Source organism: Paenibacillus sp. SSG-1 (genome assembly GCF_002224835.1).
Taxonomy (GTDB): domain Bacteria; phylum Bacillota; class Bacilli; order Paenibacillales; family Paenibacillaceae; genus Paenibacillus_AQ; species Paenibacillus_AQ favisporus.
In genome coordinates, this window is record NZ_MBRK01000001.1 from 62,776 (window position 1) to 85,670 (window position 22,895).

Below are 22,895 nucleotides of genomic sequence, written 5' to 3' on the forward strand. Positions count from 1 at the left end.
GCCCGAAGTTTCATATGCCTAAAACGAGGCCTGCGGCATGCTGCCGCAGGCTTTTTTCGTACCCACTTTTTTGAAAGAAGGCGAATCGTTTGCGATCCTATCTGCTTCTATTGTTTTGCGCATCACTCTACGGTAGCAACTTTGTACTGGGCTCGCTTTTGCTGCAAGCATTTCCATCGCTGCATCTATCGGCCTATCGGCTTTTCGTCTCCTCGGTGTTCCTGCTCGTTTATTTGATTGTGACCCGCCGATGGGTGCGGGTTTCGCTGCGGGATGCCGTGTACTTCATACCGTATGCTCTAGTGGGGATGCTGCTGCATCAAGTCACCTTCTTTACGGGGCTGCGCACGGTCGATGCGACGACGGCTTCATTGATATTATCATTATCACCGATTTGTACCGCGCTGTTTGCCCGCTTGTTTCTGAAGGAACCGTTTACGCTTCGGATGACGATGGGGTCGGTCGTCGCCTTTGCCGGTGTCTTTTTCGTTGTAGTAAATGGCGCAGGTTTTATGCTTCGCATCTCGTCCGGGATTGGATGGATGCTGATTTGCATGCTGGCATTTTCAGGGTCTGTCGTTCTCATGAAAAAGCTGACAGAGCGCATCGAACCGCTTGTGGCAACGGCTTACTCTACGATGCTGGGCTTTATTGCAGTACTCCCGGTATCGATCTGGATCGAACCGCATGCTGAGATTCGTCCACACTATGTATGGTGGCTTGTCTTAATTGGGTCCGCGCTGCTTATCCAAGGATTATGCGCCGTCGTCTGGAACGCTCAAATTCACCAGGTAGGTGCCGCGACCGCGTCCCTGTTTCTGAATTTGCAGCCATTTGTTGCGATGGTGTCAGGCTACTTCATTCTAGGTACGCCGATCAGCTACATTCAAGTTGCGGGATCGGTGTTGATTATTTGCGGCGTCATCCTGGCAACCTTCCAAAGACGTTCGAAAAGAACTGCGCATGCCGATCAACTCCATATGTCTGTGGTGAAGCGATAACAGAGTGGAGTGCTGGGAGTTCCATCGCCGACGGTCTCGATGAGGCAAAGGATCATCACGGTTAGACCTTGACTTTGCCCCGAAACGGGCCGAATGTTCTGGACTGAAAAATGCAGGGCCTGCACTCGTGCAGGCTCTTTTCTTTGCGGCGTAAACGGAGACTGGAAATAAATCTATTTTTGTATTGACGGTGTGAGACAGTTTTTGGTAAAGTACTGATAAGCAAAAACCAAGTAGTCAAATAGGAATAATTTAATCTATAATGGAAATCATCAATCGTCAAGCGCCGACCGGGCCGATTCCCGGAGGCAGGGAGGGGTCAAGTGAATACACTGCTGCGACATAAAGGCTGGACCTGGGGTTTTCGAAGCACCGTTCTTCTTTATTTTGTACTGCTGGTCGTGCTCCCTTTGCTGGGAGTGTATTATCATTCGTTCTCGCTGGGATGGAGCGCTTTTGCGGAAAGCGTGAAAGACCCGATCGCGTGGAAATCCGTGCTCCTTACGCTGAAATTGGCCCTCGTGGCCACGATGATTAACGTTCTAATCGGTACGATGATCGGCTGGGTGATCGTCCGCTACCGTTTTCCGGGCAGATCGCTGCTGAACAGTCTGGTGGATCTCCCGTTTGCCCTGCCGACCGCGGTCGGGGGCCTCATGATTCTGCTTCTGCTCGGACCGGGCAGCCTGATCGGCGGAGCCGCCGAGGCGCTCGGCTTCGAAATCGTGTTCCATCAACCGGCGATCGTCATCGCCATGGTGTTCGTCACGTTTCCTTTCGTCATCCGCGCGGTGCAGCCGCTGCTGGAGGAGATTGATCCTTCCGAGGAGGAGGCGGCACGGACACTGGGGGCTTCGGGAACCAAAATCTTTTTCCAAGTCGTGCTGCCGTCCATGCTGCCGGGTATGCTCAGCGGAGGAATGCTGGCCTTTTCCCGGGCGCTGGCGGAGTTTGGGGCCGTCGTGCTCGTGGCCGGCAACATCCCGGGCCGGACGCTGATCGCCTCCGTGTTTATTTACGGGGAGGTTGAGAGCGACAATACTGCCGGGGCCGCCGCCGTGTCGATTCTGCTGCTGACGCTGTCTTTTGTCATACTCTGGGTCGTGAATTTTGTGCAGACGAAGGGGAAGAGAGCATGAAGAAACTGTGGATTACGCTGACATACCTGGTCTTTTTCCTGCTGCTGATCGCTCCCCTCGGCAAAATGGTCATGGGTGCCTTCGAAGGTGGTTTGAGCGGTCTGGGCGATGCCCTGGCAAGGCCTGAGGCACTGCACGCCCTGATGATGACCGGGCTCATCGTCGTCACTGTGACGGTGCTGAACACGCTGCTTGGCATGATGATGGCTATCTATCTCGTTCGCGGCAGCTGGATGAGCGGCGGGCTCCGGCGGTTTCTGAACAGCATCGTCGACCTGCCGTATGCGGTGTCCCCCGTGATTGGGGGGCTGATGATCGTGCTCCTGCTGGGGCCGGGAAGCGCGGTGGGGACCTTTTTCGAAGATATTGGCTTTAAAATCGTGTACGCCTTTCCGGGGATGGTCATTGCTACGCTGTTCGTCACTTTTCCGCTCATGGTGCGCGAGGTGATGCCAGTGCTGCAGGAAATCGGGGCTCAGCAGGAAGAAGCCGCCTCGACGCTGGGGGCCTACGGCTGGACGACGTTCTGGAAAGTAACCTGGCCATCGATCCGCTGGGCGGTCATTTACGGCATCGTGCTGACGGTGGCGCGCTCGCTGGGTGAGTTCGGAGCGGTTCTCGTCGTATCGGGTAATATCATTAACAGGACCCAAACGGCGACGACGTTGGTATACCAGGACGTGGAAAACTTCAATGTCATTTCGGCCAACAGCGTTGCGCTGGTTCTGGCTGCTTTTTCGGTAAGTCTGCTCCTCCTGATGGAATGGGCCAAAAAAAGAAGGGAAGTGCGCTGATATGCATGTGGAAGTTCGCGGATTGAACAAGCATTTTGGTGATTTTCATGCCGTAAAGGATGTGCATTTTGGGATTGAAAAGGGCCACCTGATCGGTCTGCTCGGGCCGAGCGGCGGCGGCAAAACATCGATTCTGCGGATGCTTGCGGGGCTGGAGACGCCGGACAGCGGGGAAATCCGTTTCCACGGAGAGCTGGTCAACGCGCTTCCGCCGCAGGAGCGGGGCATCGGCTTTGTGTTTCAGAACTACGCGTTGTTTAAGCATATGACGGTGTTCGACAATATTGCTTTTGGCCTGAAAGTGAAGAAAACGCCGAAGTCGCAGATCAAGGACCGGGTTATGGAGCTGGTCGAGCTGACCGGGCTGGCGGGTTTTGAGAAGCGTTATCCGCAGCAGCTCTCCGGCGGGCAGCGTCAGCGGGTCGCCTTTGCCCGGGCGCTCGCGCCGGAGCCGCAGCTGCTGCTGCTGGATGAGCCGTTTGCGGCGATCGACGCCAAGATCCGGCAGGAGCTCCGTTCCTGGCTCAGGGAGCTGATCGAGCGGGTGGGCATCACGTCGATCTTCGTGACGCATGACCAGGACGAGGCGATCGAGGTAGCTGACGAAATTATGATCATTAATCAGGGACGCCTGGAGCAAAAGGGCACCCCGTGGGATATTTACAAGGAGCCGAAGACGCCGTTCGTCGCGACCTTTATCGGGGAGTCCACCGTGGTGGAGAATGCGCGTGAGCTGAAAGGCTTCGAGGAAGCTGCCGGGGGCAGCGGTACCCGGGCGCTCATCCGGCCGGAGTACATCGAAGTCGGCGGGCCCGACGAATTCCGGGTGCTGTCCGCGACGGAGGAAGGCATCGTGCGCCATCTGCATTTCCGCGGCAGCGAGTGGATGGTGGAGGTCGAAGTCGGCAGCCACAAGCTGATGACGTACCGATCGCTGGAGAAGGATACGCTGCAGCCGGGACAGCCGGTACGGGTGCTGGTGCACCGCGCGTACCTGTTTAACGATGAGCGCAGCTGGATCGAAGAAAACCGGCTTAAGGTGGACCCGATGCCGGTCATTATTTAAAGGGATCGGAGTATCGCTTATTTGAGATCTTATATTGGTCCTCGGAAAATACTTACTTTTAGTGCGGATACTTCCGTAATTTAGAGATGACACAGCCATACCGCTTCTGTGAAGATCATCCGTATTACGATTCCAGCCTGCCCTCCGGCAGGCTGATGCGGCAAACACGGCAAGTTTCAGCCTAAAGGAGTGGCAGACGATGCGAAAGCAGACGATGCAAAATCACGATAGAAAGCCGGCACTCCGCCCGGGTCTTCTCGGCGCTCTGCTGCTGGCCTGCATTCTCGTCTTTACCGGCTGCAGCAAGGATGCTCCGGTGAATGGCACCGTATCAGCAGCGGGCGGCGACGTCACCCTGGTGATCGGCGCGTACAGCGTGGCGAAGGATGCGATGGCCGACATCCTGCCGAAGTTTCAGCAGGAGTGGAAGGAGAAGACCGGGCAGACGGTCAAATTCCAGGAGTCCTATGAGGCGTCGGGAACCCAGGCGCGGGCGATTGCCGGCGGCTTTGAGGCCGACGTCACGCTGCTCGCGATGGAGGGGGACGTCGACAAGCTCGTCAGCGCGGGCCTCATCGACAAGGACTGGAAGACGAAACATCCGGATCAAGGCATGGTCACCCGGTCCATCGTCGTGCTGGGCACGCGGGAAGGGAACCCGCTGGGGATCAAGGATTTTAAGGACCTGACCAAGCCGGGGGTCAAAGTGCTGTACCCCAACCCGAAGACTTCGGGCGGGGCGCAGTGGGACATCAACGCGATTTACGGCGCAGGTCTGAAAGCTTCGGAGCAGCAGGGGCACAAGGATCCGGCCGCGGCCAAAGCTTTCCTGAAGCAGGTCCACAAGAACGTGGAGTCGCTCGACAAGAGCGGCCGGGCGTCTATGGCGGCGTTCGAGTACGGCGTGGGCGACGTCATCGTCACGTACGAGAATGAGCTTCTGGCGCGCATCCAGCAGGGCGTCAAATACGACGTCGTCATTCCGGAGAACACGATTCTGATCGAGAATCCGGCCGCCGTCGTGGACGCTTTTGCCAAGAAGCACGGCACCACCAAGGTGGCCGAGGCCTTCGTGAAGTACCTGTGGAGCAAGGAAGCACAGGAAATCTTCGCCGCACACGGCTTCCGGCCCGTCGATGACGAGGTGCTGAAGGCCAACGCTTCCAAGTACCCGGTGCCGAAAGGGTTGTTCGATATCAGCTACCTTGGCGGATGGGATGAGGTGCGCAGCACGCTCTACTCCAAGCGGGGTGTGTGGTACCAGGTGCTGGCGGGGATTTGAGTGGCAGAAATCGGAGCAGGGTTTAAGCAGGCGACCGCTTGGCGGGGCCTGCTTTTTTGTGTGCCAGTGAGATTGGCTGGCAGCGTAGTAATGTGGGAGTAACCGTTATGTGGGTTGATCCCGGACAAGTTGATCCGAAAACTAGAGTCTGACATTTTTATGGATAAGGGAATTGTTGGAAAAATAACTGTTCTATGTTAAAGTTAAAGGTAGAGTTGGAGTAATGATATTTTTAGACCAGTCAGAAAATAGGTTTAGACAATAGTCAGTTGGAAGTGTCCTATAAGCCAGACGGAAGGAGCGGTTATTCCATGGTAAAAGGTGTTTCGCGGTACCTGTACAGTGCAGCATTGTTTACGTTTTTGGCCGTACTGTGGATATTCTGTAGCAAGATGCTGGTCGGTTATGTGAATGAATCGGATTCGCCGATGCGGTTTGTAATTCATATGGTGGGCGTGATGCTTTTCTTCAGTGTGGTGCGCCGAGTCAAAATCAGCTTCGGCAGCGATAAAATGATCAATACGATCGGGAACATATGCTTTATTGGGGTTACCGTGGCTGCGGCGCTGACAATTTATTAGTAAGAACCAGTTACATACTGGCCCCTTCCTTTATGGGAAGGGGCTTTCTTCTTTTTTAAGTAAAGCCCGGCCATCAGCCGGGCATTTCGACGTTCATCTCCTGCTGCTGGTGCCTGCGGCTGAGCGAAGGCAGGACGGCGAGGTAATAAACGCTGACGATAAAGATGCTGGCCGCCAGAATCCAGTACAGTGCGGTGACGGATACCAGGCCGGGGAAGGCGACGGCCAGAAATCCGAGCGCGATCGCCTGGCCGGTCGTGTTGAGCGGCTCGATCCAGGCGCTGACGCGGCCCATGCTTTGGGGCTCGACGAGCTCCGGCAGCCATCCGCCCAGCACAACGTTGATCGGAGCGAGGATCACACCGAGCAGCACCATCGTGCCCAGGTACAGCTGAATGTGGTGGAAACCGCCGGCGACCAGCGTAATGATGCCGATGAGGAACAATCCGGTGATCAGCACGCCGACTTTACCGATCTTTTTGATAAGCAGGGTGCTGATTGCGCTGCCGACCAGGTAGCCGATCCCGAGGAATACCATTACTAAAGGTGTGTACACCTCGTAGTGCTCCGGACTAAGCTTGTATTTCATCGTAAAGAGGGGCAGGATCGAAAACACGCCGTTGACGATGCCGAAGAAGAAAAAGCCGAGAATAATCGCCAGCAGCAGGCGCGAACGGACGATGTATTGAAAGCCCATGCCGAAGTCGGCGGCGATGCTTTTCAGATTCAGGTCTTTCAAGCGTACTTTGCCGTTGGGCTGGGAGACATGCTGCGGGAAACGGCATGACATGAGAAGCAGGGCGGAGATGACGAAGCTGGCCATGTCGATCAGAATGGCGCCTTCAATACCGAGGTAATAGTAAGCTGCCGATCCGAGACTCATGCCGAAGAGCATGAATACGCCCGAGATGGACATGTTCAGGCTGGACGCCTGCACGTATTGTTCGGGTTTCATGACCCCCTGGAGCAGGCTCATTTCGGCGGGTGCAAAAAACTTCGAGATGGCGCTGCGCAGAAATAGAAGGGCAAACGCGCCGACGATCCAGTTTTCATAAATCGCGAGCAGCAGGACCAGGGAGAGGACCGCGCGGATCCAGTCGCTGTTGACGGCGATACGTTTGCGGTCGAGTCGGTCGGCAAGCACGCCGACGAACAGGAACACGACCAGTGTCGGCAGAGAATACATCAGCTCGGCTAACGTGGCGTAAGCAGGCTGGCTGCTGAAGCGGTCGACGAGATAAAAGGCGAAAGCCATGCTGCCAACCATAGACCCAAGCTGGGACGCGAAGTTGGCCAAAAACATTTTAACAAATGTGGCATTGCGGAAAAGTTCCATGCGGGTGACCTCGTTTCTTCTAAATTTTACGGTACAAATATGGCGAACTTGAGTGGTTGATGGACTTCTCCCAGGCACCGGGCACCCGCATCATGCGGTTCATCCGATCATCTGTGTCCGGCTTGCGCCGGTCAGGGGCAGTTTTAACAGCGGTGCCTGATGCGTCCGTCGTTCGCAGCTTTGATCTCAGTGTACTCGAATAAGCGGCCGGCATAAATCGCCGCTGGTATGATTTTGTAGTCGGTCTCTGGACCGAGAACTCTCGGAAAGGCGAATATGGTATCATATTATAGATTGAACTCGAGTTTTGAATTGAACCCCCTTTTGTAACAGCTTATCCAAGCCCCTCAACATGAACTTCTTGAGTTCATTCTATATAGCTGTAACGAATCAGGAATATAACCACCACCCTACATACATAGGAAAAATAAGGAGATGACGGACGCAATGGACGCATTGATCTTTTTGGGAACCGGGGACGCGATGGGCGTACCGCGCGTGTACTGCAGCTGCGAGGTGTGCGAGGAGGCCCGGACGACGGGGATGAACCGGCGCTTGCGTTCTTCCGTGCTCGTCCAGGGGCAGGGGGAGAGCGACAGCTTTCTTATCGATTGCGGGCCGGATTGGCGCAGCCAGATGGAAGCGATCGGGCAGCGGGCGACGGCGCGGATGCTGGTGACACACGCGCATTTTGACCATATCGGCGGGCTGCCCGAGTGGGCGGATGAATGCCGCTGGAGGCAGGTCAAAGGGGAGCTGTATGCCCCGCAGGAGGTGCTCGACCAAATTCAGCGGCAGTTTCCATGGATCCACCGGCAGCTTCAAATGATTCCCGCTGATGCTGGAATCGAGCTTGGCGGCTGGAACATCACCACGTGGAAGGTGACGCATGGGGCGAACGGTTATGCCTATGCATACCGGCTGGAGAAGCCGGGCTTCCGCTGGGTGTACTGCTCGGACTCGATCGGTCTGAACGAGGAGGAGAAACGGCCGCTGCACGGCCTGGATCTGCTGGTGCTCGGGACGAGCTTTTTTCATGAGACGGCGCCTTATCCCACCCGGTCCGTGTACGATATGAAGGAAGCGGCAGAGCTGCTGCAGGAGGTGAAGCCGCTGCGAACGGTCTACACCCATATGTCGCATGATATCGACCTGAACCGGTCTTATCCGCTCCCTCCGCAGGTGACGCTAGCCGTGGCCGGAATGAAGGTTGAGCTGGTCTGACCGTTAAGGGAAAAAGGAGGTTCGTATCCATGGCAAACGTCAGTGGATGGAATGGCAGCGAATTGGACGGATGGGAACCCGGCGGATTATTTCCCGAACAGCTGATGCTGGCGGACTGCCGTCCGGAGGTGAGCGCCTACTATTTTAAAGAGTGGAACGGTTTTGACATGGCGCTGCATACCCATGACTCTTCCGAAATCATGTATGTCATAGACGGGAACTGTTCGGTCGGGGTGAAGCCGTTTGGCGAAAACGAAGCGGTTGTGCATCTGACCAAGGGCGGCTTTATCCTGCTGGACGGAACCGTTCCCCATCGTCTACTGGTGACGGGGCGCTGCCGGATGCTCAACATCGAATTCCGATTTGTTGAGCGGGATGGGGTGCTGCCGTCGACGAAACAGCTTGCCGAGGGAGAGGAGGCACTGGCGGCGCTGTTCCAGAACCCGGCTCCCTATGTCGTGCTTAGGGAATTTCATGACGTGCATCAGCTGCTGAAAAATCTTGTTCTGGAGCTGGACGCCGCCGAATCCGGACAGGAGCTAATGCCGCAGCTGATGCTCGCCGAGCTGCTGATCCGGATTGCCCGGCTGCATCAGGAATACGTGGAGGCCGGTCCCGATACGCAGAGCATGTACGTGCGGCAGTGCATCGAGTACCTGTATCAGAACTACGATCGCAGCATCCAGGTTAAAGACGCCGCCGAGCATGTCCGGCTTCATCCCGGGTATTTGCAGCGGGTATTCAAGCAGAAGACAGGCATGTCGATCATGGAATACCTGAACGCCTACCGGATGGACAAAACGGCGATGCTCCTGCGGCAGACGGAAATTCCTGTGGCGGATATCGCGGATTATGTAGGGATCGGCAGCCGCCAGTATTTGCATCTGATGTTCAAAAAGCATACCGGCCAGACACCGGTCGAATACCGGAAGGCTTCCCGGATCGCAGGGTACGTGGATTCCCGTGACGTGCATTAATCCAAATCTAAAAAGTGAGAATTGTTGACACTTTTCTGGCAAAGAGGTCATGAATTTGATAACGTTTTTCCGGAAAGGGTTGCTACAATACCTGTATCAGGTTGAACCTGGCGACTATTCTTGAGGGAGGCGGTTTTTGCCGTGTCATTTAAAATTACTTTTATCGGGGCGGGAAGCATTGGCTTTACCCGTGGACTGCTGCGCGACCTGTTGTCCGTTCCGGAATTTCATAACGTGGAAGTTGCTTTTACGGACATCAATCCGCACAACCTGGACATGGTAACCGAGCTGTGCCAGCGGGACATTCGGGAGAACGGGCTGGACATTAACATTCACGCGACGACGAACCGCCGCGAGGCGCTGAAGGATGCCAAATACGTCATCTGTACGATCCGCGTTGGCGGCTTGGAGGCGTTCGCGACGGATGTGGACATTCCGCTGAAATACGGCGTCGATCAATGCGTGGGCGACACGCTGTGCGCAGGTGGCATCATGTACGGACAGCGCGGCATCGCCGAGATGCTGAACATCTGCAAGGACATCCGCGAAATGGCGTCCAAGGACGTGCTGCTGCTGAACTACGCCAATCCGATGGCGATGCTCACGTGGGCCTGCAACAAGTACGGCGGGGTCCGCACGGTCGGACTGTGCCATGGGGTGCAGGGCGGTCACTGGCAAATTGCGGAAGCTTTTGGCCTGAAGCAGGAGGAAGTGGATATCATCTGCGCGGGCATCAACCATCAGACATGGTATATCCAGATCCGCCATAATGGGGAGGACCTGACGGGCAAGCTGCTGGAAGCGTTCGAGAAGCATCCGGATTTCAGCCGGACGGAAAAGGTACGGATCGACATGCTGCGCCGCTTCGGCTATTACAGCACGGAATCGAACGGACATCTAAGCGAGTATGTTCCGTGGTACCGCAAGCGGGCGGACGAAATCAACGACTGGATCGACCTCGGCAGCTGGATCAACGGGGAGACCGGAGGATACCTTCGCGTCTGCACGGAAGGGCGCAACTGGTTTGAGACCGATTTTCCCAACTGGATGAAGGGGAAGCCGTTCGAATACAAGCAGGACCAGCGCAGCCATGAGCACGGGTCCTACATCATCGAAGGCTTGGAGACAGGACGGGTGTACCGCGGGCATTTCAACGTGGTCAACAACGGAGTGATCACCAATCTGCCGGATGACGCGATCATCGAGGCTCCGGGATACGTCGACCGCAACGGTATCTCCATGCCGGTGGTCGGGGATCTGCCGCTCGGACCGGCGGCGGTCTGCAATGCGAGCATTTCCGTGCAGCGGCTGGCGGTGGAAGCGGCCGTGCACGGCGACGACAAGCTGCTCCGCCAGGCGTTCATGATGGACCCGCTGGTCGGCGCGGTGTGCAACCCGAACGAAATTTGGCAGATGGTCGACGAAATGCTCGTGGCACAGGAGCAGTGGCTGCCGCAATACGGGGATGCCATCGCCGAGGCGTCGGTACGGCTGGCTTCCGGCAACCTGATTCCGACCCGGGAAGGATACCGCGGCGCGGCACGCCTCAAGGTGAAGACCGTGGAGGAAATGCAGCAGGACCGGGAAGCCGCCAACAAAAACGCCGGCGAGTCGGATAAAGGCAAGGACCGGGCCAAAGCGGTTCAGTAAACGGTAAACCAGCAGCCGGGAAATATTAGTCGGCAAACAAAAAGACAGCTAGCGAACTAGGATCGGTGATCCTGATTCGCGGCTGTCTTTTTGGGTTGAACTTTAAGGTGGATCTCTCCTGGCGAATTAAACGTTCAGCACGAACTTCTCGATCGCGGCCTTCACGCCTTCATCGTTGTTGCTTAACGTTACGTAGTTCGCAATGTCTTTCAGCGCCGGGATGGCGTTGCCCATCGCAATGCCCAGTCCTGCCGCTTCCAGCATCTCATGATCGTTCCAGGAATCGCCGATAGCGATCGTCTCGGACATGTCGCAGCCAAAGTGGCTGGCGAGGAAGGTGAGGGCATGGCCTTTGGTGCCTTCGCGGTGCATGATTTCGAGGAAGTGCGGTTTCGATTTGGTGATGTGCACTTCGTCTCCCAGCAGGTCGCGCAGAATCGGGATCAGCTGATCCAGGTAGGCCGGATCGTCGATGATGAGCATTTTCGGCGTCTTCTGGGCAATCAGCTTTTCAAAATCCGGCTCGATATAGTAAGGCGTGCGGTTCAGCTCGCTGTAATCCTTCAGCTTCTGGTTCTCTTCACGGGCGTACAGCTTGTCGTCGATATAAACCTGCAGGTGAAGGTTATGCTCGATGCAGTATTGGAACAGCTTGTAGCCCGCATCCTTTGGCACGTAGCGCTCGTAAAGCACTTTTTCGTCCATCAGGTTTTTGACCAGTGCCCCTTGGTACGTAATGATCGGCACGTTCAGCCCGGTTTGGCGGGCAATGGCTTGGGCAGAGGCATAGGCCCGGCCCGTGGCCAGCGTGACGACTACGTCTTTGGCGACTGCCTGCTCCAGTGCCTGCTGGGTGCCCGGAGTCACCTCTTTATCGTCGTTAATCAGAGTATCGTCGATGTCGATCGCGATCAATTTGTACATGATTCTCTCTCCTTTAATCATGGCGAACCTCTCTGCCTATAAGGGCGCTGAAATGCTCGTCCATGTTCTCTCTACCGCAGGATGGGTATTTCTCTAAACATTCCTGCACAGTATGGCTCTTATCTAGATAATAGAATCTATCGTTTTCAGCGAAGCTGAAGCATTCTATTATCGCAAGAAAAGTTTCCACTAAAAGCGGTCTGTCTTCTGTGGATTACATCGATCATACTTTTCTTTAGAGATCAGAAAGTCCAACCTCTATTGGGAAAAGCATCTTGATCTCGCAAGAAAAGATTCCACTAAAAGCGGTCTGTCTTCTGTGGATTGCATCGATCATACTTTTCTTATTGTACCTCACGCGGGGCAGATTTCAATTCCGCGAGGATCATTCCGGCAAAAATACAAATACATCCCAGTCCCGCCGCAGCGCCCAGCACCTCTCCTCCGAAGGTGACGCCCGTTAATGCCGCAAAGACTGGTTCCATGGCAAAAATGACGGCAACCCGCGACGGGTTCGTATATTTCTGGCACACGGTCTGGATCCAAAAGGCGAACGCGCTGGTCGGACCGATCGAGACCAGGAGCGCCCAGATCACTTCTGGCTTCAGCAGACGATCCGCCACCTGCGCCAACGGGCCCACATCCTCAAATAACAACGAGGAGAGGAGGCTGAGCAGCCCGACAACCGCCATCTGCATCGCAGCCAGGGGCAGCGCGGAATATCGCGGCGCAAACACGCCCGTATACGCCACATGCAGAGCGAACGCCACCGCGCACAGGAAGATGAGAAAGTCGCCTTTGTTCAGCGTAAGGGCGGTGCCGGCGAAAGCCAGCAGGTACAAGCCGGCGGCGGCCAGCAGCGCGCTGATCCACGTATAGCGGGATATGGGGCTTTTCAGCAGCAGGAGTGCCAAAAACGGAACAAACACGACGGACAAACCGGTAATAAAACCGGCGTTCGAAGTGGTCGTGTACAGCAGTCCCACCGTTTGAAAGGCATAGCCCAGAAACAAAAAAAGGCCCAGCAGGCACGAGTGGAGCAGCATTTTGCCGGAAATATCCCGCCACTGGCTGCGGTAGAAAAACGTAATGATCAGAGCCAGCAGCACCGCCGCACCCAAGAAGCGGATGCCGTTGAAGGCAAGGGGAGGCAGGACCCGGACCGCATGCTGCACGATCAAAAAGGTACATCCCCACATCATCGCCACGATGAGCAGGCTGAGGTCGGCAATACGGGAGCGGTTCAAATGAAGTCATTCCTTTCACGGTTCGTACGATCGGCCTGTGCAAAACAGGCAAGCGACCAAATTGTATCGTAAAACCCGAGGGAGAACAAGGATCAAAAAGGCGCTAAGGGCGGCTTCAGGGCATGACGGAGCCTGGGAAACCTGCTATAATGTGGGTGGAAACGGAGATGATACGATGGCTAAGAAGAACCGAAACCAAGCCCCAAGCAAGCCGCAAGTCTCGGATAAACCGGCAACGCTGAAGGATCTCCTGAGCAGCGAGGTGCTGGATAAGCTGAAGCAGCAGTCCAGCGAGCTGAAGGCGGAGCAGCAGAAGCAGAAGGAAGAGCAGGAGAGACAAGCGGCCGAAGCGCGCAAAGCGGAACAGAAGCGCCTGGATAACGATTTTGAACATCTGCTGGAGAACAGCAGTATGGACTGGCGTAAATATAAATGAGAAAATGATCTCTATTAGAAAAGCTGCCGGTTAGCGGCAGCTTTTTGTGTGCTTATTTTTCACTGTCCATATGTAGCTTCTTTTCGAATAAGATGTAATCTTGCCCCGGGCCGGCATAGTCTTTGGCCATCGTCAGCTTAAAGCCCATGCGGGCGTGAAAATTCATGGACGTTTCGTTCACAGCCGAGGTAATGCAGCGCACCGTGTCGCAGCCGAGCTGAAGAACTTTTTCGAAAAACAGCTCATACAGCGTCCGGGCCGTACCCTGCTTGCGGTAATCCGGATGAACGCCGACAAAATGGATATACGCCTCGTTTGGATGCGTCTGGGACTGGAAACCGATCAGGAAGGCGACGAGCTTTCCACTCTCTTTTTCCTCTATCACAAAACTGGTATTTTGAAAATGCTCGAAAAACAGCTTCGGCAGCAGATGCGTCATTTGGCGCCCGCCCCACCAGTCGTTAACGACCGGGATTACACGGTCATAGTCAGTTTCAAGGATCTGCCTGATTTCCATGGAAAAACCTTACCTCCGTTCATAGCAGCCTGAGCGGTAAGCGAAACGGCAACCTTCTGCAAGCTTTTGCAGCCGATTATACCATAGGATGAGAGGGTTGGAGCGATAAAAAAGAGAGGACCATGGAATTCATGGGGCCTCTCTTTGCTGTATGTCACTACTACAATAAGGACGATTTCCGGAGCTGACTATTCTTCCAAAAAGATCAGACCGATCAGGTCGTCCATCACGATGTTGCCAAAATAGTGCTTCACGTCGATGTCCGCGAGGGCTTCCCGGACTTCGGATTCTTCGTAACGCTTGCCGCGCAGACGGTCCTCAATATCCGCCACATCGCCGACACCGAAAAAGTCGCCGTATATTTTAATATCCTGAATCCGCGCGTCCTTGATATCCATCCGGATGTCGATGATGCCGACCGGAAACCGCTTCGTATGCTTGACGTTGGACTGCGGAGACTGCCCGTAATTCCATTCCCAGTTCTGGTACCGGTCCTTGGAAATTTGGTTGATGATCTCCCAATCGGCTTCCGTCAGCTTGTACTGCGGCACTTCGTTTGGTTCCATGCCGAAAATGTAGCGGAGCAGCTCGGAGCGGAATTCCTCGATCGTCATCTTCTGATTCATCAGCTCACTGATGTTAGCAACGCGGCTGCGTACGGACTTGGTGCTCTTCGACTTGAATTTCTCCGGATTGGCGTTCAGGGAAGCCTGAACATCGTCCAGATTCAGGTTAAACATGAGCGTGCCATGGCTGAACATCCGGCCCCGGGTTGAGAATTGGGCGTTACCTGAAATCTTTTGCTCGCCGACCTGCAGGTCATTGCGTCCGCTCAGCTCCGCGTTGACACCCATATGGTGCAGCGCGTCGATGACCGGCTGGGTAAACTTCAGGAAATTGTGGAATGATTCCCCGTCGTCATTGGTGATGAAGCTGAAGTTGAGGTTGCCGAGGTCGTGGTAAACCGCACCGCCGCCGGAGAGCCGGCGAACGACCTTGATATTGTTGTCCTTCACGTATTCCTGGTTGATCTCCTCGATCGTGTTCTGATGTTTACCGATGATGATCGAAGGACGGTTAATGTAAAACAGCAGGTAGCTGTCGTCCATGGGCAGATGTTTGAGGGCGAATTCTTCAATCGCCAGATTGACGGCAGGGTCGGTAATTCCCTGGTTATCGATAAACAGCATATTTGATTCCTCCGTTAAAAGGCCTTAATTAATTCGGTTCCTTGTCTATTGTAAACCAATTGCGGACAAGAAACAAAAGCGAAAACCGAATTGACGCGCAGCGAAATTTGGCGCCATAATGGGGTCATTCGCAAGCGATTTAAGACAGTGAACTGCTGGGGGGGGAAATACATATGCTGGAACGATACGGACATGGCGGGGATCTGGAGAGCGCGTCGGAACTGTACGGCGGCGATCCGGCGTCCTTTCTGGATTTCAGCGCCAACATCAATCCGCTGGGTCCGCCGGAAGGCGTCATGGCGAAGCTGGGACAGGCGCTGCCTTCTATCCTTCGTTATCCGGATCCGGGACACCGCCGTTTGAAAGCGCTGCTGTCCCGCAAACTGGGCGTGACGCCGGAACATTTAAGCATCGGCAACGGGGCGGCGGAATCGATGGCGCTCCTGCTGCTCGGGCTGGCGCCGTCGAGGGTCGGGATCGTGCAGCCCTGCTTTTCGGAGTACCGGCAGCTGTCGGAGCAGTTCGGCGCCGAGGTGCATGCCGTCTTCGGCAGCCGGGAGCGCGACTGGAGAGCTGAGGTTTCGGACATTGCCGGACTGATGAAAAAGGTGGACCTGCTCTTTCTGGGGCAGCCGAACAATCCGAACGGTGTGCAGTATCCGCTCGAAGAGATTCGGGAATTGGCGGCCGAGGCGGAGCGGACCCGGACCTATTTTGTCGTCGATGAGGCGTTCATCGACTTCATCCCGGAAGGGCAGCGGATGACGCTGCTGCCGGAGCTGGAGCGGTTTCCGCGGACGATCCTGGTCCGCTCGATGACGAAGTTTTATGCCATTCCGGGGCTGCGGCTGGGCTATGCGGCCGCGCATCCGGACGTGATCCGGGCGATGACGGGCAAGCAGGTGACGTGGAGCGTCAACGGCTTGGCCCTGCTCGCCGGGGAATTTTGCCTCGAGGGCGGCGAGTCGCATGAGCGCGAGACGCTGGAGCTGATCGCCGCAGAGCGCGCCCGGCTGAGGGCTGGCCTGCGGGGGCTGGGCTGCCGCGTGAGCGGCGGCGAAGCCAACTTCCTGCTCGCGGAGCTGCCGGCACCTTGGAGTGCCGGGGAGCTGCAGCGCGAGCTCGGGCTTCGCGGCGTCCTGATCCGCAGCTGCGCCATGTACCCGGGTCTGGGGCCGGGACATGTCCGGTTTGCGGTGAAGGGAGCGGACGCCAACGCGCGGCTGCTGGCGGTGCTGGGCGACGTGCTCGCCAGCCGGGCGGAATGATCTGCACTGATCTGCACGAAAGGACAGGCTGTGCAAGCCCAAGACACAGGGCTGGTACGGCTGCTATGCCGGTAGCCGCTGACGCGACGATGTGCACAGCCTTTGTGGACCGGATTTTGGAGTCCGCATAAACACAAGATCGATATGGGGGATAAGAAGCGATGACGACACCATTTATGGACGGATTGCAGGATACGTACCGTTCCACCGTGTGGCCGGGGCTCGTGCTGACGCGGAAAGAGCGGCATTTGCTGCTTGAGGCGCCGGAGCTGCTGGACGGCCTCGGAAGCTCCATTCACGGAGGCGGCATGAGCAGACTGCAGCGGGTGACAAATATGTATGTAGACCGGACGTACGACTGCAGCGACCCGGTGCGCGATACGGAGGAATGGCTCACGGCGTGGGGATACCCGCTGGAGACGACGGCGGGGCTGCTGACGGCGGTCCAGCTGCGCCATGCGGCGGTGCATGAGGAGAAGAACGAGCAGGCCGCGGTGTTCTGCTGTACGACGGCCGGCGTATCCAATGCGGCCCGTGCCGGCTCGGAGCGGCGGACGTTCGCGGCCTATACGCCGGGAACGATCAACATCATGCTGGCCATCGACGGCCAGTTGACGAAGGCGGCCATGCTGAATGCCGTCATGACGGCGGTGGAGGCCAAGGCCGCGGCGCTGGCCGATCTTGACGTGCGCGACCCGGACAATGGGCTGATCGCCACGGGGACGACGACGGACGCCGTCGTTCTCGGCGTCAGCCAAAGCGCCGCTTACGCCGGGCTTCACCGCTATGCAGGCACCGCGACCGACCTCGGCGCGATGATTGGACGCGCGGTGTACAGCACGGTGAAGGAAGGCCTGCTGGCGGCCTGGAGCGAGCGGAAATGACCGCGGTATGGATCCTTGCCGCGGCTTTTATCATCGATTGGATCATCGGGGATCCGAGGTGGATTCCCCATCCGGTCATCGGCATGGGCAAGGCGATCAAAAAGGTGGAGAATGCCATTCGGGCAAGGGTCACCCGCCCGTTAGGACTCAAGAGGGCGGGGATACTGCTCCCGGTCATCGTGGCGGGCGGCTCCCTGCTGCTGACATGGCTTGTGCTCTGGGGGCTGCATCAGGTGCATCCGTGGCTGGCCTGGGCGGTGGAGGCGCTGCTGATCGCCACGACGATCGCCGTCAAAGGGCTGAAGGATGCCGGAAAGGAAGTGCTTGGCCATCTGCGGCGCGGCGATCTGCCGGAGGCGCGCAAGTCGCTCGGCATGATCGTCGGCCGGGACACGGCCCACTTGGACGAGCCGGAGATCGTCCGCGGCACGGTCGAAACGGTGGCGGAAAATATCGTCGACGCCGTCGTCTCGCCGCTGTTCTACGCCATCATCGGCGGCGCGCCGCTGGCGATGGCCTACCGGGCGGTGAACACGCTCGATTCCATGGTCGGCTACAAGAACGACAAATATTTGCAGCTTGGCTGGGCGTCGGCGAGGCTGGATGACATTGCGAACTTCATTCCCGCCCGGATCACCGCAGGCATCCTGGTGCTGTCCGCCTGGCTGCTGCGGCTGGACGCCGCCAGAGCCTGGCGCACCGTGCGCCGGGACGCGCGACGGCATCCGAGCCCGAACAGCGGCTTTCCCGAATCCGCGGTGGCGGGTGCGCTCGGCATCCGGCTCGGCGGCGAGAACGTGTACCACGGCGTCGCCTCGTTCCGGGCTTACATGGGCGAGGCGCTGCGCCCGATGGAGGCGCGCGACATCACGATGACGATCCGGCTGCTTATCACGGTATCGGTCATCTTTATTCTGCTGGGCATCGCCGTGCTGTGGGCGGCAGGAGGCAGTTTATGGACGTCCTAGTGAAACAGGTCGATCTGCTGCTGGTCCGGCACGGCACGACGCGGTGGAACCGGGAGAAGCGTTACCTCGGGCATACGGATATCCCGCTGGATCCGGGCAGCAGAGTCGAGCTTGCGCCGCTGGCCCGGGAGCTGACCGGGAAGGCGTTCCACGGCGTATACTGCAGCGACCTGGCCCGATGCCGGGAGACATTGGCGATCATTAGTCCGGCACACGCAGATACTGCGATGTATGACCCGCGGCTGCGGGAAATGGACTTTGGCGCCTGGGAAGGGCATACCTATGAACAGCTGCAGCACGAGTTCCTTTACCGGCAGTGGATCGATTCGCCGCAGCAGGTGACCCCGCCGGGCGGGGAGTCATGGGCGGATTTTTCCGGGAGGATCGACGGGTTTGTCGGCAGTTTGTTGAAGGACGTGGAGGGGGCTTGCAGCAGACCTGAAGGAACCCAGACCGAAAGTGAGGCGGCGCATTCCCGATCGCAAGGACCGGAAGGCACCGGCCCCGATTCTCAGGTTCCGCCGGAGATGCTGATCGTCGCCCACGGCGGCGCTCTGCGGCAGCTCGCGGTCCGCCTCGTCCCGGGGCTGTCCTTCTGGGACGTTCACATTCAGCCCGGGAGTTTGCTGCGGATCCGGCTGAGCTTCACTGAAGAAACCGGCGGTTGGGACGGCATGCTGGTGAATGAAGCTTGAGAGAGGATGCGAGCGAGGTAATGGTCGTCATCGACTGGTCCGAGCTTTTCTGCACTCCGGCAATGGGAAACGGCGAAAGGGCTCAGGCCGCTGGCATACAAGGACTTGCTTCCCGAATCGGCCGTTCCCCCGGGTTTGGCCATGCTCTCGGGCCCGCGTCCGGACATGCTCCCGGGCACGTGACCGGACATGCACCCCGGCGCGTCGCTGGACACAAAAATTCCATTGTCACCCGCAGGCTTTTCCCCTATAATCAGGACAAAAGAAGCATGGCCAGGATAATTGAATAGGAGTGCTTGTGAGGTCCCGGAAGCTGTCTGCCGTATAAGGCGAGCGTTGATCCGGGTGAAAAGGGAAGCCGGTGCAACTCCGGCACGGTCCCGCCACTGTAAACAGGTATGTCCCCAGGAAGCCACTGTCCCGCAGCAACACGGGATGGGAAGGCGGGGACGATTTTACCCAGCCTGTAAGTCAGGAGACCTGCCTCACGAGAGGAAATGACGGTCCTTCGAGGAAAGGATTACGTTTCACGTGCCCTTCATAACGCATGTTCGCCGCGGCTCAAGCAAGCATTGGCTTGAACTCTTGGCCTCGCACCATGCCACAAGGCACACCGGTCCATCGCGGCGATGCCGCGGGATGTTCCGTGCAGACGTAATCCCTGATTCTTGATCGAACAAGAGTCAGGGTTTTTTAGTTGACAAAGAATGGAGCGGCAGACGCCATACACCTGCTCATGGTGAGCAGCGGCGCTGCAACTCTAGCATTTCCGTCAGGTTTATTCCGTTTTCGTATACCGGTCAGGCCTCTTTTGTGCAAATTATTCGATAGACAAAGAGGGAGAGAACGAAATCATGAACGTAACGTTGAAACGCTGGTCCACAGGCCTCGCGGCGCTGCTGCTTGCCTTATCATTGAGCGCCTGCGGCGCCAAGAACGAAGGCAGCTCCGCCTCGCAGCAGCCTGCTGCCCAGACGGAGCAAAACACGGATAACAGTGCGTCGCAGACAAAGACAGACGAACTGAAAACAACCTATCCGCTGACCATTCAGGATGCGACGGGAGAGTCCTTTACTTTCAAGGAAGCGCCGAAGCATATTATCTCGGTATCTCCTGCAGAGACGGAGGCGCTCTTCGCGATTGGTCTGGACAGCGAGATCGTCGGGGTATCCGATTATGACGATTATCCGGAAGCAGCCAAGTCCAAGGCGAAAATGGGCGGCATTACTAAACCGAACGAGGAAGCGATCATTGCGGCCCAGCCGGACATCGTATTCACGGGCATTTCGATGAGCGAGGAAGCGGTGAAGAAGCTGCGCGACCTTGGCATTCAAATTTTCAAGACCGATCCGAAGACAGTCGATGACGTGATCAAAAATATCGAAACCTACGGCCTCATCACTGACCATCAGGCGGAAGCCAAAGCGGTGGTCGACAAGATGAAGCAGGAGGAAAATGAGGTTACCGAAGCAGTCAAATCGCTGACGCCAGAGCAGAAGAAAAAGGTATACATCGAATTTTCCCCGGGCTGGACGGTCGGCAAGGGCGAGTTCATGGATGAGCTGATCACCCTGGCCGGCGGCGTGAACGTGGCGGCGGACACCGAGGGCTGGAGCGAAATCAGCGAAGAGAAAATCATCAAGGACAACCCGGACGTGATTTTGTATGCCAACAGCGTCATCGACGAGAAGACGAAGAAAAGCCTAGGCGATATCATTAAAGGCCGCAGCGGCTGGGACCAGATTACAGCCGTGAAGAACGATGCGGTCATCGGTCTTGACGACAATCTGCTGAGCCGTCCGGGTCCGCGTGTCACGCAGGGCCTGAAGGAAGTGGCGAAGGCCATCTATCCGGACCTGTTTAAATAATGAGCAAAAAGCTGGCAGGCTATGGAGGAATCGGCATCGTCCTGCTCGTCCTGACCCTGCTGATCTGTCTGGGGATCGGCTCGGTCGCGCTGCCGATCCGGGACATCGCCCTCATTCTGCTGCACCGGATTCCATGGATCGGAAGCCATATCGACCCGACGTGGAACGCATCGTTTGAGCAGATTATTGTGAAGGTGCGGCTGCCGCGGATTCTGCTGGGCATGCTGGTCGGCGCGGCTCTGGCCGTGGCCGGCTCGGGATTTCAGGGCGTGCTGCGCAACCCGCTCGCCGATCCGTTTACGCTCGGGGTTTCCTCGGGGTCGGCGGTAGGCGCGTCGTTCCTGATCTTTTTCGGGCTGCAGTATTCGTTTTTCGGCGGCTGGACGCTGCCTGCGGTCGCTTTCGTGACCGGAATGCTGACGCTGTGGATGGTCATCGCGTTGGCCAGGGAGAGCGGAAAAATTCCGACGAACAGCCTGATTCTGTCAGGCGTGGTGATGCAGTCCTTTCTCGGAGCGGTCGTATCCTTCCTTTCGGCGATGTCGAACCGGACGATCAATGAAATTATATATTGGACAATGGGCAGCCTCAGCCTGCGTGGATGGTCGTATACGGCCATCCTTTTGCCGTATTTTCTGGTGGGATTTGCGGTGGTCTGGAGCCGGGCCCGCGCGCTGAATCTATTGTCCTTAGGTGAGCGGCAGGCGGCCCATATGGGAATGAACGTGGATCGTGTGAAGCTGGGGGTGCTGCTCGTCAGCACGCTGCTCACGGCTGCCGCGGTGTCGGTTGCGGGCATTATAGGGTTCGTCGGACTCGTCATTCCGCATGTGATCCGACTGATCACCGGTCCCGATTACCGGCTGATCGTTCCGCTGTCAGCCATCGGCGGAGCTGTCTTCATGGTCTGGGCTGACACGATCGCCCGCTCCCTGCTGGCGCCGACGGAGATTCCGCTCGGCGTGGTGACGGCCTTCGTAGGCGCTCCGTTTTTTGCCTATTTGCTGTACCGGAACAAAAAGCAGCGGAAGGGGAGATGGACATGATCGAGATCAGGGAAGCAGGGAAACAGTATGGCGGCATCACAGCTCTCCATGGCCTCAACTGGTCGGTTCAGGAAGGCGAATGGTGGGGGATTATCGGGCCGAACGGCAGCGGCAAGTCAACGCTGCTGCAGCTGATCTCCGGCGTGGAGAAGGTCAGCAGCGGCGAGGTGCTGATTCACGGCAAACCAGCCTCTGCCTATAACCGGAAAATCCTCTCCCGCATGATGGCCGTTCTCCAGCAGGACGGCCTTCCTCCTGTCCATTATCCGGTCAGGGAAGTACTGGAGATGGGACGTTACCCGTACCAGGATTGGCTCGGCCGGGACGAGGGCGGCGATCCTGACGCCTTGATCGAGAACATTATGGAGAAGCTGCAGCTGCACGCGCTTGCGGACCGCCCGCTGGATGAGCTGAGCGGCGGGCAGCGCCAGCGCGTCGCCCTAGGCAAAGTGATGGCGCAGGAGCCGCAGATTCTGCTGCTTGACGAGCCGACGACGTATCTGGACATCCGCTACCAGCACCAGTTCATGGAGCTGGTGGCACAGTGGCGGAAAGAAGAAGGCATCACGGTCGTCGCCGTCCTGCATGATTTGAACCTGGCGGCGCAGTTTTGTGATAAACTGCTGGTATTAAGGGACGGGCAGGCGGTCGGAATGGGAAAGCCGGAAGACATGCTTACCGAGGAAACGATCCGTCTGGTATACGGTATTGAGCCGGTCATTGTTCCCCATCCGGTCAGCGGTATTCCGCAGGTGCTGGTGACCAGGCAGCGGTAGGATTAAAGCAGCCCGGAGAAGAGTGC

22 protein-coding genes and 1 riboswitch are annotated in these 22,895 nt (G+C 57.1%); of the genes, 17 read left to right on the forward strand and 5 right to left on the reverse strand.

From position 1 onward, the window contains the following. Positions 1-89: 89 nt before the first annotated feature. From BCV73_RS00320 to BCV73_RS00345, 6 genes are all read left to right on the forward strand, one after another. A complete protein-coding gene (locus BCV73_RS00320) occupies positions 90-1,001 on the forward strand; it encodes a DMT family transporter (RefSeq protein WP_089545540.1) in 912 nt (303 codons plus the stop codon). 323 nt (positions 1,002-1,324) lie between these two features. Continuing rightward, entirely contained in the window at positions 1,325-2,140 is an 816-nt protein-coding gene (gene cysT / locus BCV73_RS00325) for a sulfate ABC transporter permease subunit CysT (RefSeq protein ID WP_076173436.1), read from the forward strand. Beyond that, a complete protein-coding gene (locus BCV73_RS00330) occupies positions 2,137-2,934 on the forward strand; it encodes a sulfate ABC transporter permease subunit (RefSeq protein ID WP_089545541.1) in 798 nt (265 codons plus the stop codon). Before cysT ends, BCV73_RS00330 begins: the two co-directional genes overlap by 4 nt. 1 nt (position 2,935) lies before the next feature. Continuing rightward, on the forward strand, positions 2,936-4,000 hold the full coding sequence (locus BCV73_RS00335) for a sulfate/molybdate ABC transporter ATP-binding protein (protein ID WP_076173434.1): 1,065 nt from the start codon (positions 2,936-2,938) through the stop codon (positions 3,998-4,000). Between the two features lie 214 nt (positions 4,001-4,214). Beyond that, positions 4,215-5,282, forward strand: coding sequence for a sulfate ABC transporter substrate-binding protein (locus BCV73_RS00340; protein WP_089550042.1), 1,068 nt, complete (start codon positions 4,215-4,217; stop codon positions 5,280-5,282). 311 nt (positions 5,283-5,593) lie between these two features. Next, entirely contained in the window at positions 5,594-5,863 is a 270-nt protein-coding gene (locus BCV73_RS00345; RefSeq protein ID WP_089545542.1) for a hypothetical protein, read from the forward strand. A gap of 73 nt (positions 5,864-5,936) precedes the next feature. On the opposite strand, the gene BCV73_RS00350 is transcribed toward BCV73_RS00345, so the two are convergent. Continuing rightward, the gene (locus BCV73_RS00350) at positions 5,937-7,199 is read right to left on the reverse strand and encodes an MFS transporter (RefSeq protein ID WP_076173432.1); all 1,263 of its coding nucleotides are present in this window, start codon (positions 7,197-7,199) and stop codon (positions 5,937-5,939) included. 447 nt (positions 7,200-7,646) lie between these two features. Here BCV73_RS00350 and BCV73_RS00355 point away from each other — a divergent pair, with 447 nt between their 5' ends. The 3 genes from BCV73_RS00355 to melA all read left to right on the forward strand — a co-directional run bounded on the left by BCV73_RS00355 (position 7,647) and on the right by melA (position 11,050). After that, positions 7,647-8,423 (forward strand): MBL fold metallo-hydrolase, encoded by a 777-nt coding sequence (locus BCV73_RS00355; RefSeq protein WP_089545543.1) that lies wholly within the window; start codon positions 7,647-7,649, stop codon positions 8,421-8,423. Between the two features lie 29 nt (positions 8,424-8,452). Then, positions 8,453-9,400, forward strand: coding sequence for an AraC family transcriptional regulator (locus tag BCV73_RS00360; protein ID WP_343219871.1), 948 nt, complete (start codon positions 8,453-8,455; stop codon positions 9,398-9,400). Between the two features lie 141 nt (positions 9,401-9,541). After that, positions 9,542-11,050, forward strand: a complete 1,509-nt coding sequence (gene melA, locus BCV73_RS00365) for an alpha-glucosidase/alpha-galactosidase (protein ID WP_089545544.1) — start codon at positions 9,542-9,544, stop codon at positions 11,048-11,050. Between the two features lie 126 nt (positions 11,051-11,176). On the opposite strand, the gene BCV73_RS00370 is transcribed toward melA, so the two are convergent. Beyond that, entirely contained in the window at positions 11,177-11,974 is a 798-nt protein-coding gene (locus BCV73_RS00370; RefSeq protein ID WP_076173429.1) for a Cof-type HAD-IIB family hydrolase, read from the reverse strand. A 344-nt stretch (positions 11,975-12,318) separates the two neighbouring features. After that, the gene (locus tag BCV73_RS00375) at positions 12,319-13,221 is read right to left on the reverse strand and encodes a DMT family transporter (RefSeq protein ID WP_089545545.1); all 903 of its coding nucleotides are present in this window, start codon (positions 13,219-13,221) and stop codon (positions 12,319-12,321) included. 175 nt (positions 13,222-13,396) lie between these two features. On the opposite strand from BCV73_RS00375, the gene BCV73_RS00380 reads away from it, so the two are divergent. Next, positions 13,397-13,657 (forward strand): YqkE family protein, encoded by a 261-nt coding sequence (locus BCV73_RS00380; protein ID WP_076173427.1) that lies wholly within the window; start codon positions 13,397-13,399, stop codon positions 13,655-13,657. A 52-nt stretch (positions 13,658-13,709) separates the two neighbouring features. Here the strand turns inward: BCV73_RS00380 and BCV73_RS00385 are convergent, their stop codons facing one another. Further along, a complete protein-coding gene (locus BCV73_RS00385) occupies positions 13,710-14,174 on the reverse strand; it encodes a GNAT family N-acetyltransferase (RefSeq protein WP_089545546.1) in 465 nt (154 codons plus the stop codon). Between the two features lie 188 nt (positions 14,175-14,362). Further along, the gene (lplA, locus tag BCV73_RS00390; RefSeq protein ID WP_089545547.1) at positions 14,363-15,364 is read right to left on the reverse strand and encodes a lipoate--protein ligase; all 1,002 of its coding nucleotides are present in this window, start codon (positions 15,362-15,364) and stop codon (positions 14,363-14,365) included. Positions 15,365-15,537: 173 nt separating this feature from the next. Here lplA and cobD point away from each other — a divergent pair, with 173 nt between their 5' ends. The 7 genes from cobD (at position 15,538) to BCV73_RS00430 (ending at position 22,869) form a co-directional block, all read left to right on the forward strand. Beyond that, positions 15,538-16,632 (forward strand): threonine-phosphate decarboxylase CobD, encoded by a 1,095-nt coding sequence (gene cobD / locus BCV73_RS00395; RefSeq protein ID WP_089545548.1) that lies wholly within the window; start codon positions 15,538-15,540, stop codon positions 16,630-16,632. Between the two features lie 161 nt (positions 16,633-16,793). Next, entirely contained in the window at positions 16,794-17,516 is a 723-nt protein-coding gene (locus BCV73_RS00400) for an adenosylcobinamide amidohydrolase (RefSeq protein ID WP_089545549.1), read from the forward strand. Next, entirely contained in the window at positions 17,513-18,484 is a 972-nt protein-coding gene (cbiB, locus tag BCV73_RS00405) for an adenosylcobinamide-phosphate synthase CbiB (RefSeq protein WP_089545550.1), read from the forward strand. The genes BCV73_RS00400 and cbiB overlap by 4 nt, the downstream gene beginning before the upstream one ends. Next, positions 18,472-19,179 (forward strand): histidine phosphatase family protein, encoded by a 708-nt coding sequence (locus BCV73_RS00410; protein WP_089545551.1) that lies wholly within the window; start codon positions 18,472-18,474, stop codon positions 19,177-19,179. Before cbiB ends, BCV73_RS00410 begins: the two co-directional genes overlap by 13 nt. Before the next feature lie 284 nt (positions 19,180-19,463). Then, positions 19,464-19,681: riboswitch (cobalamin riboswitch) on the forward strand. Positions 19,682-20,033: 352 nt separating this feature from the next. Continuing rightward, entirely contained in the window at positions 20,034-21,047 is a 1,014-nt protein-coding gene (locus BCV73_RS00420) for an ABC transporter substrate-binding protein (RefSeq protein ID WP_089545553.1), read from the forward strand. Beyond that, entirely contained in the window at positions 21,047-22,093 is a 1,047-nt protein-coding gene (locus BCV73_RS00425; RefSeq protein WP_076173418.1) for a FecCD family ABC transporter permease, read from the forward strand. The genes BCV73_RS00420 and BCV73_RS00425 overlap by 1 nt, the downstream gene beginning before the upstream one ends. Next, positions 22,090-22,869 carry an ABC transporter ATP-binding protein gene (locus tag BCV73_RS00430; RefSeq protein ID WP_089545554.1) on the forward strand — a complete coding sequence of 260 codons (780 nt, stop codon included), beginning with the start codon at positions 22,090-22,092 and terminating at the stop codon, positions 22,867-22,869. Before BCV73_RS00425 ends, BCV73_RS00430 begins: the two co-directional genes overlap by 4 nt. Positions 22,870-22,895: the final 26 nt, after the last annotated feature.

Coding starts and splice junctions, on each gene's coding strand:
- BCV73_RS00330 (WP_089545541.1), top strand. CDS start 2,137: ATGAAGAAACTGTGGATTACGCTGACATACCTGGTCTTTTTCCTGCTG.
- BCV73_RS00335 (WP_076173434.1), top strand. CDS start 2,936: ATGCATGTGGAAGTTCGCGGATTGAACAAGCATTTTGGTGATTTTCAT.
- BCV73_RS00340 (WP_089550042.1), top strand. CDS start 4,215: ATGCAAAATCACGATAGAAAGCCGGCACTCCGCCCGGGTCTTCTCGGC.
- BCV73_RS00345 (WP_089545542.1), top strand. CDS start 5,594: ATGGTAAAAGGTGTTTCGCGGTACCTGTACAGTGCAGCATTGTTTACG.
- BCV73_RS00350 (WP_076173432.1), bottom strand. CDS start 7,199: ATGGAACTTTTCCGCAATGCCACATTTGTTAAAATGTTTTTGGCCAAC.
- BCV73_RS00355 (WP_089545543.1), top strand. CDS start 7,647: ATGGACGCATTGATCTTTTTGGGAACCGGGGACGCGATGGGCGTACCG.
- BCV73_RS00360 (WP_343219871.1), top strand. CDS start 8,453: ATGGCAAACGTCAGTGGATGGAATGGCAGCGAATTGGACGGATGGGAA.
- BCV73_RS00370 (WP_076173429.1), bottom strand. CDS start 11,974: ATGTACAAATTGATCGCGATCGACATCGACGATACTCTGATTAACGAC.
- BCV73_RS00380 (WP_076173427.1), top strand. CDS start 13,397: ATGGCTAAGAAGAACCGAAACCAAGCCCCAAGCAAGCCGCAAGTCTCG.
- BCV73_RS00385 (WP_089545546.1), bottom strand. CDS start 14,174: ATGGAAATCAGGCAGATCCTTGAAACTGACTATGACCGTGTAATCCCG.
- lplA (WP_089545547.1), bottom strand. CDS start 15,364: ATGCTGTTTATCGATAACCAGGGAATTACCGACCCTGCCGTCAATCTG.
- cobD (WP_089545548.1), top strand. CDS start 15,538: ATGCTGGAACGATACGGACATGGCGGGGATCTGGAGAGCGCGTCGGAA.
- BCV73_RS00400 (WP_089545549.1), top strand. CDS start 16,794: ATGACGACACCATTTATGGACGGATTGCAGGATACGTACCGTTCCACC.
- cbiB (WP_089545550.1), top strand. CDS start 17,513: ATGACCGCGGTATGGATCCTTGCCGCGGCTTTTATCATCGATTGGATC.
- BCV73_RS00410 (WP_089545551.1), top strand. CDS start 18,472: ATGGACGTCCTAGTGAAACAGGTCGATCTGCTGCTGGTCCGGCACGGC.
- BCV73_RS00420 (WP_089545553.1), top strand. CDS start 20,034: ATGAACGTAACGTTGAAACGCTGGTCCACAGGCCTCGCGGCGCTGCTG.
- BCV73_RS00425 (WP_076173418.1), top strand. CDS start 21,047: ATGAGCAAAAAGCTGGCAGGCTATGGAGGAATCGGCATCGTCCTGCTC.
- BCV73_RS00430 (WP_089545554.1), top strand. CDS start 22,090: ATGATCGAGATCAGGGAAGCAGGGAAACAGTATGGCGGCATCACAGCT.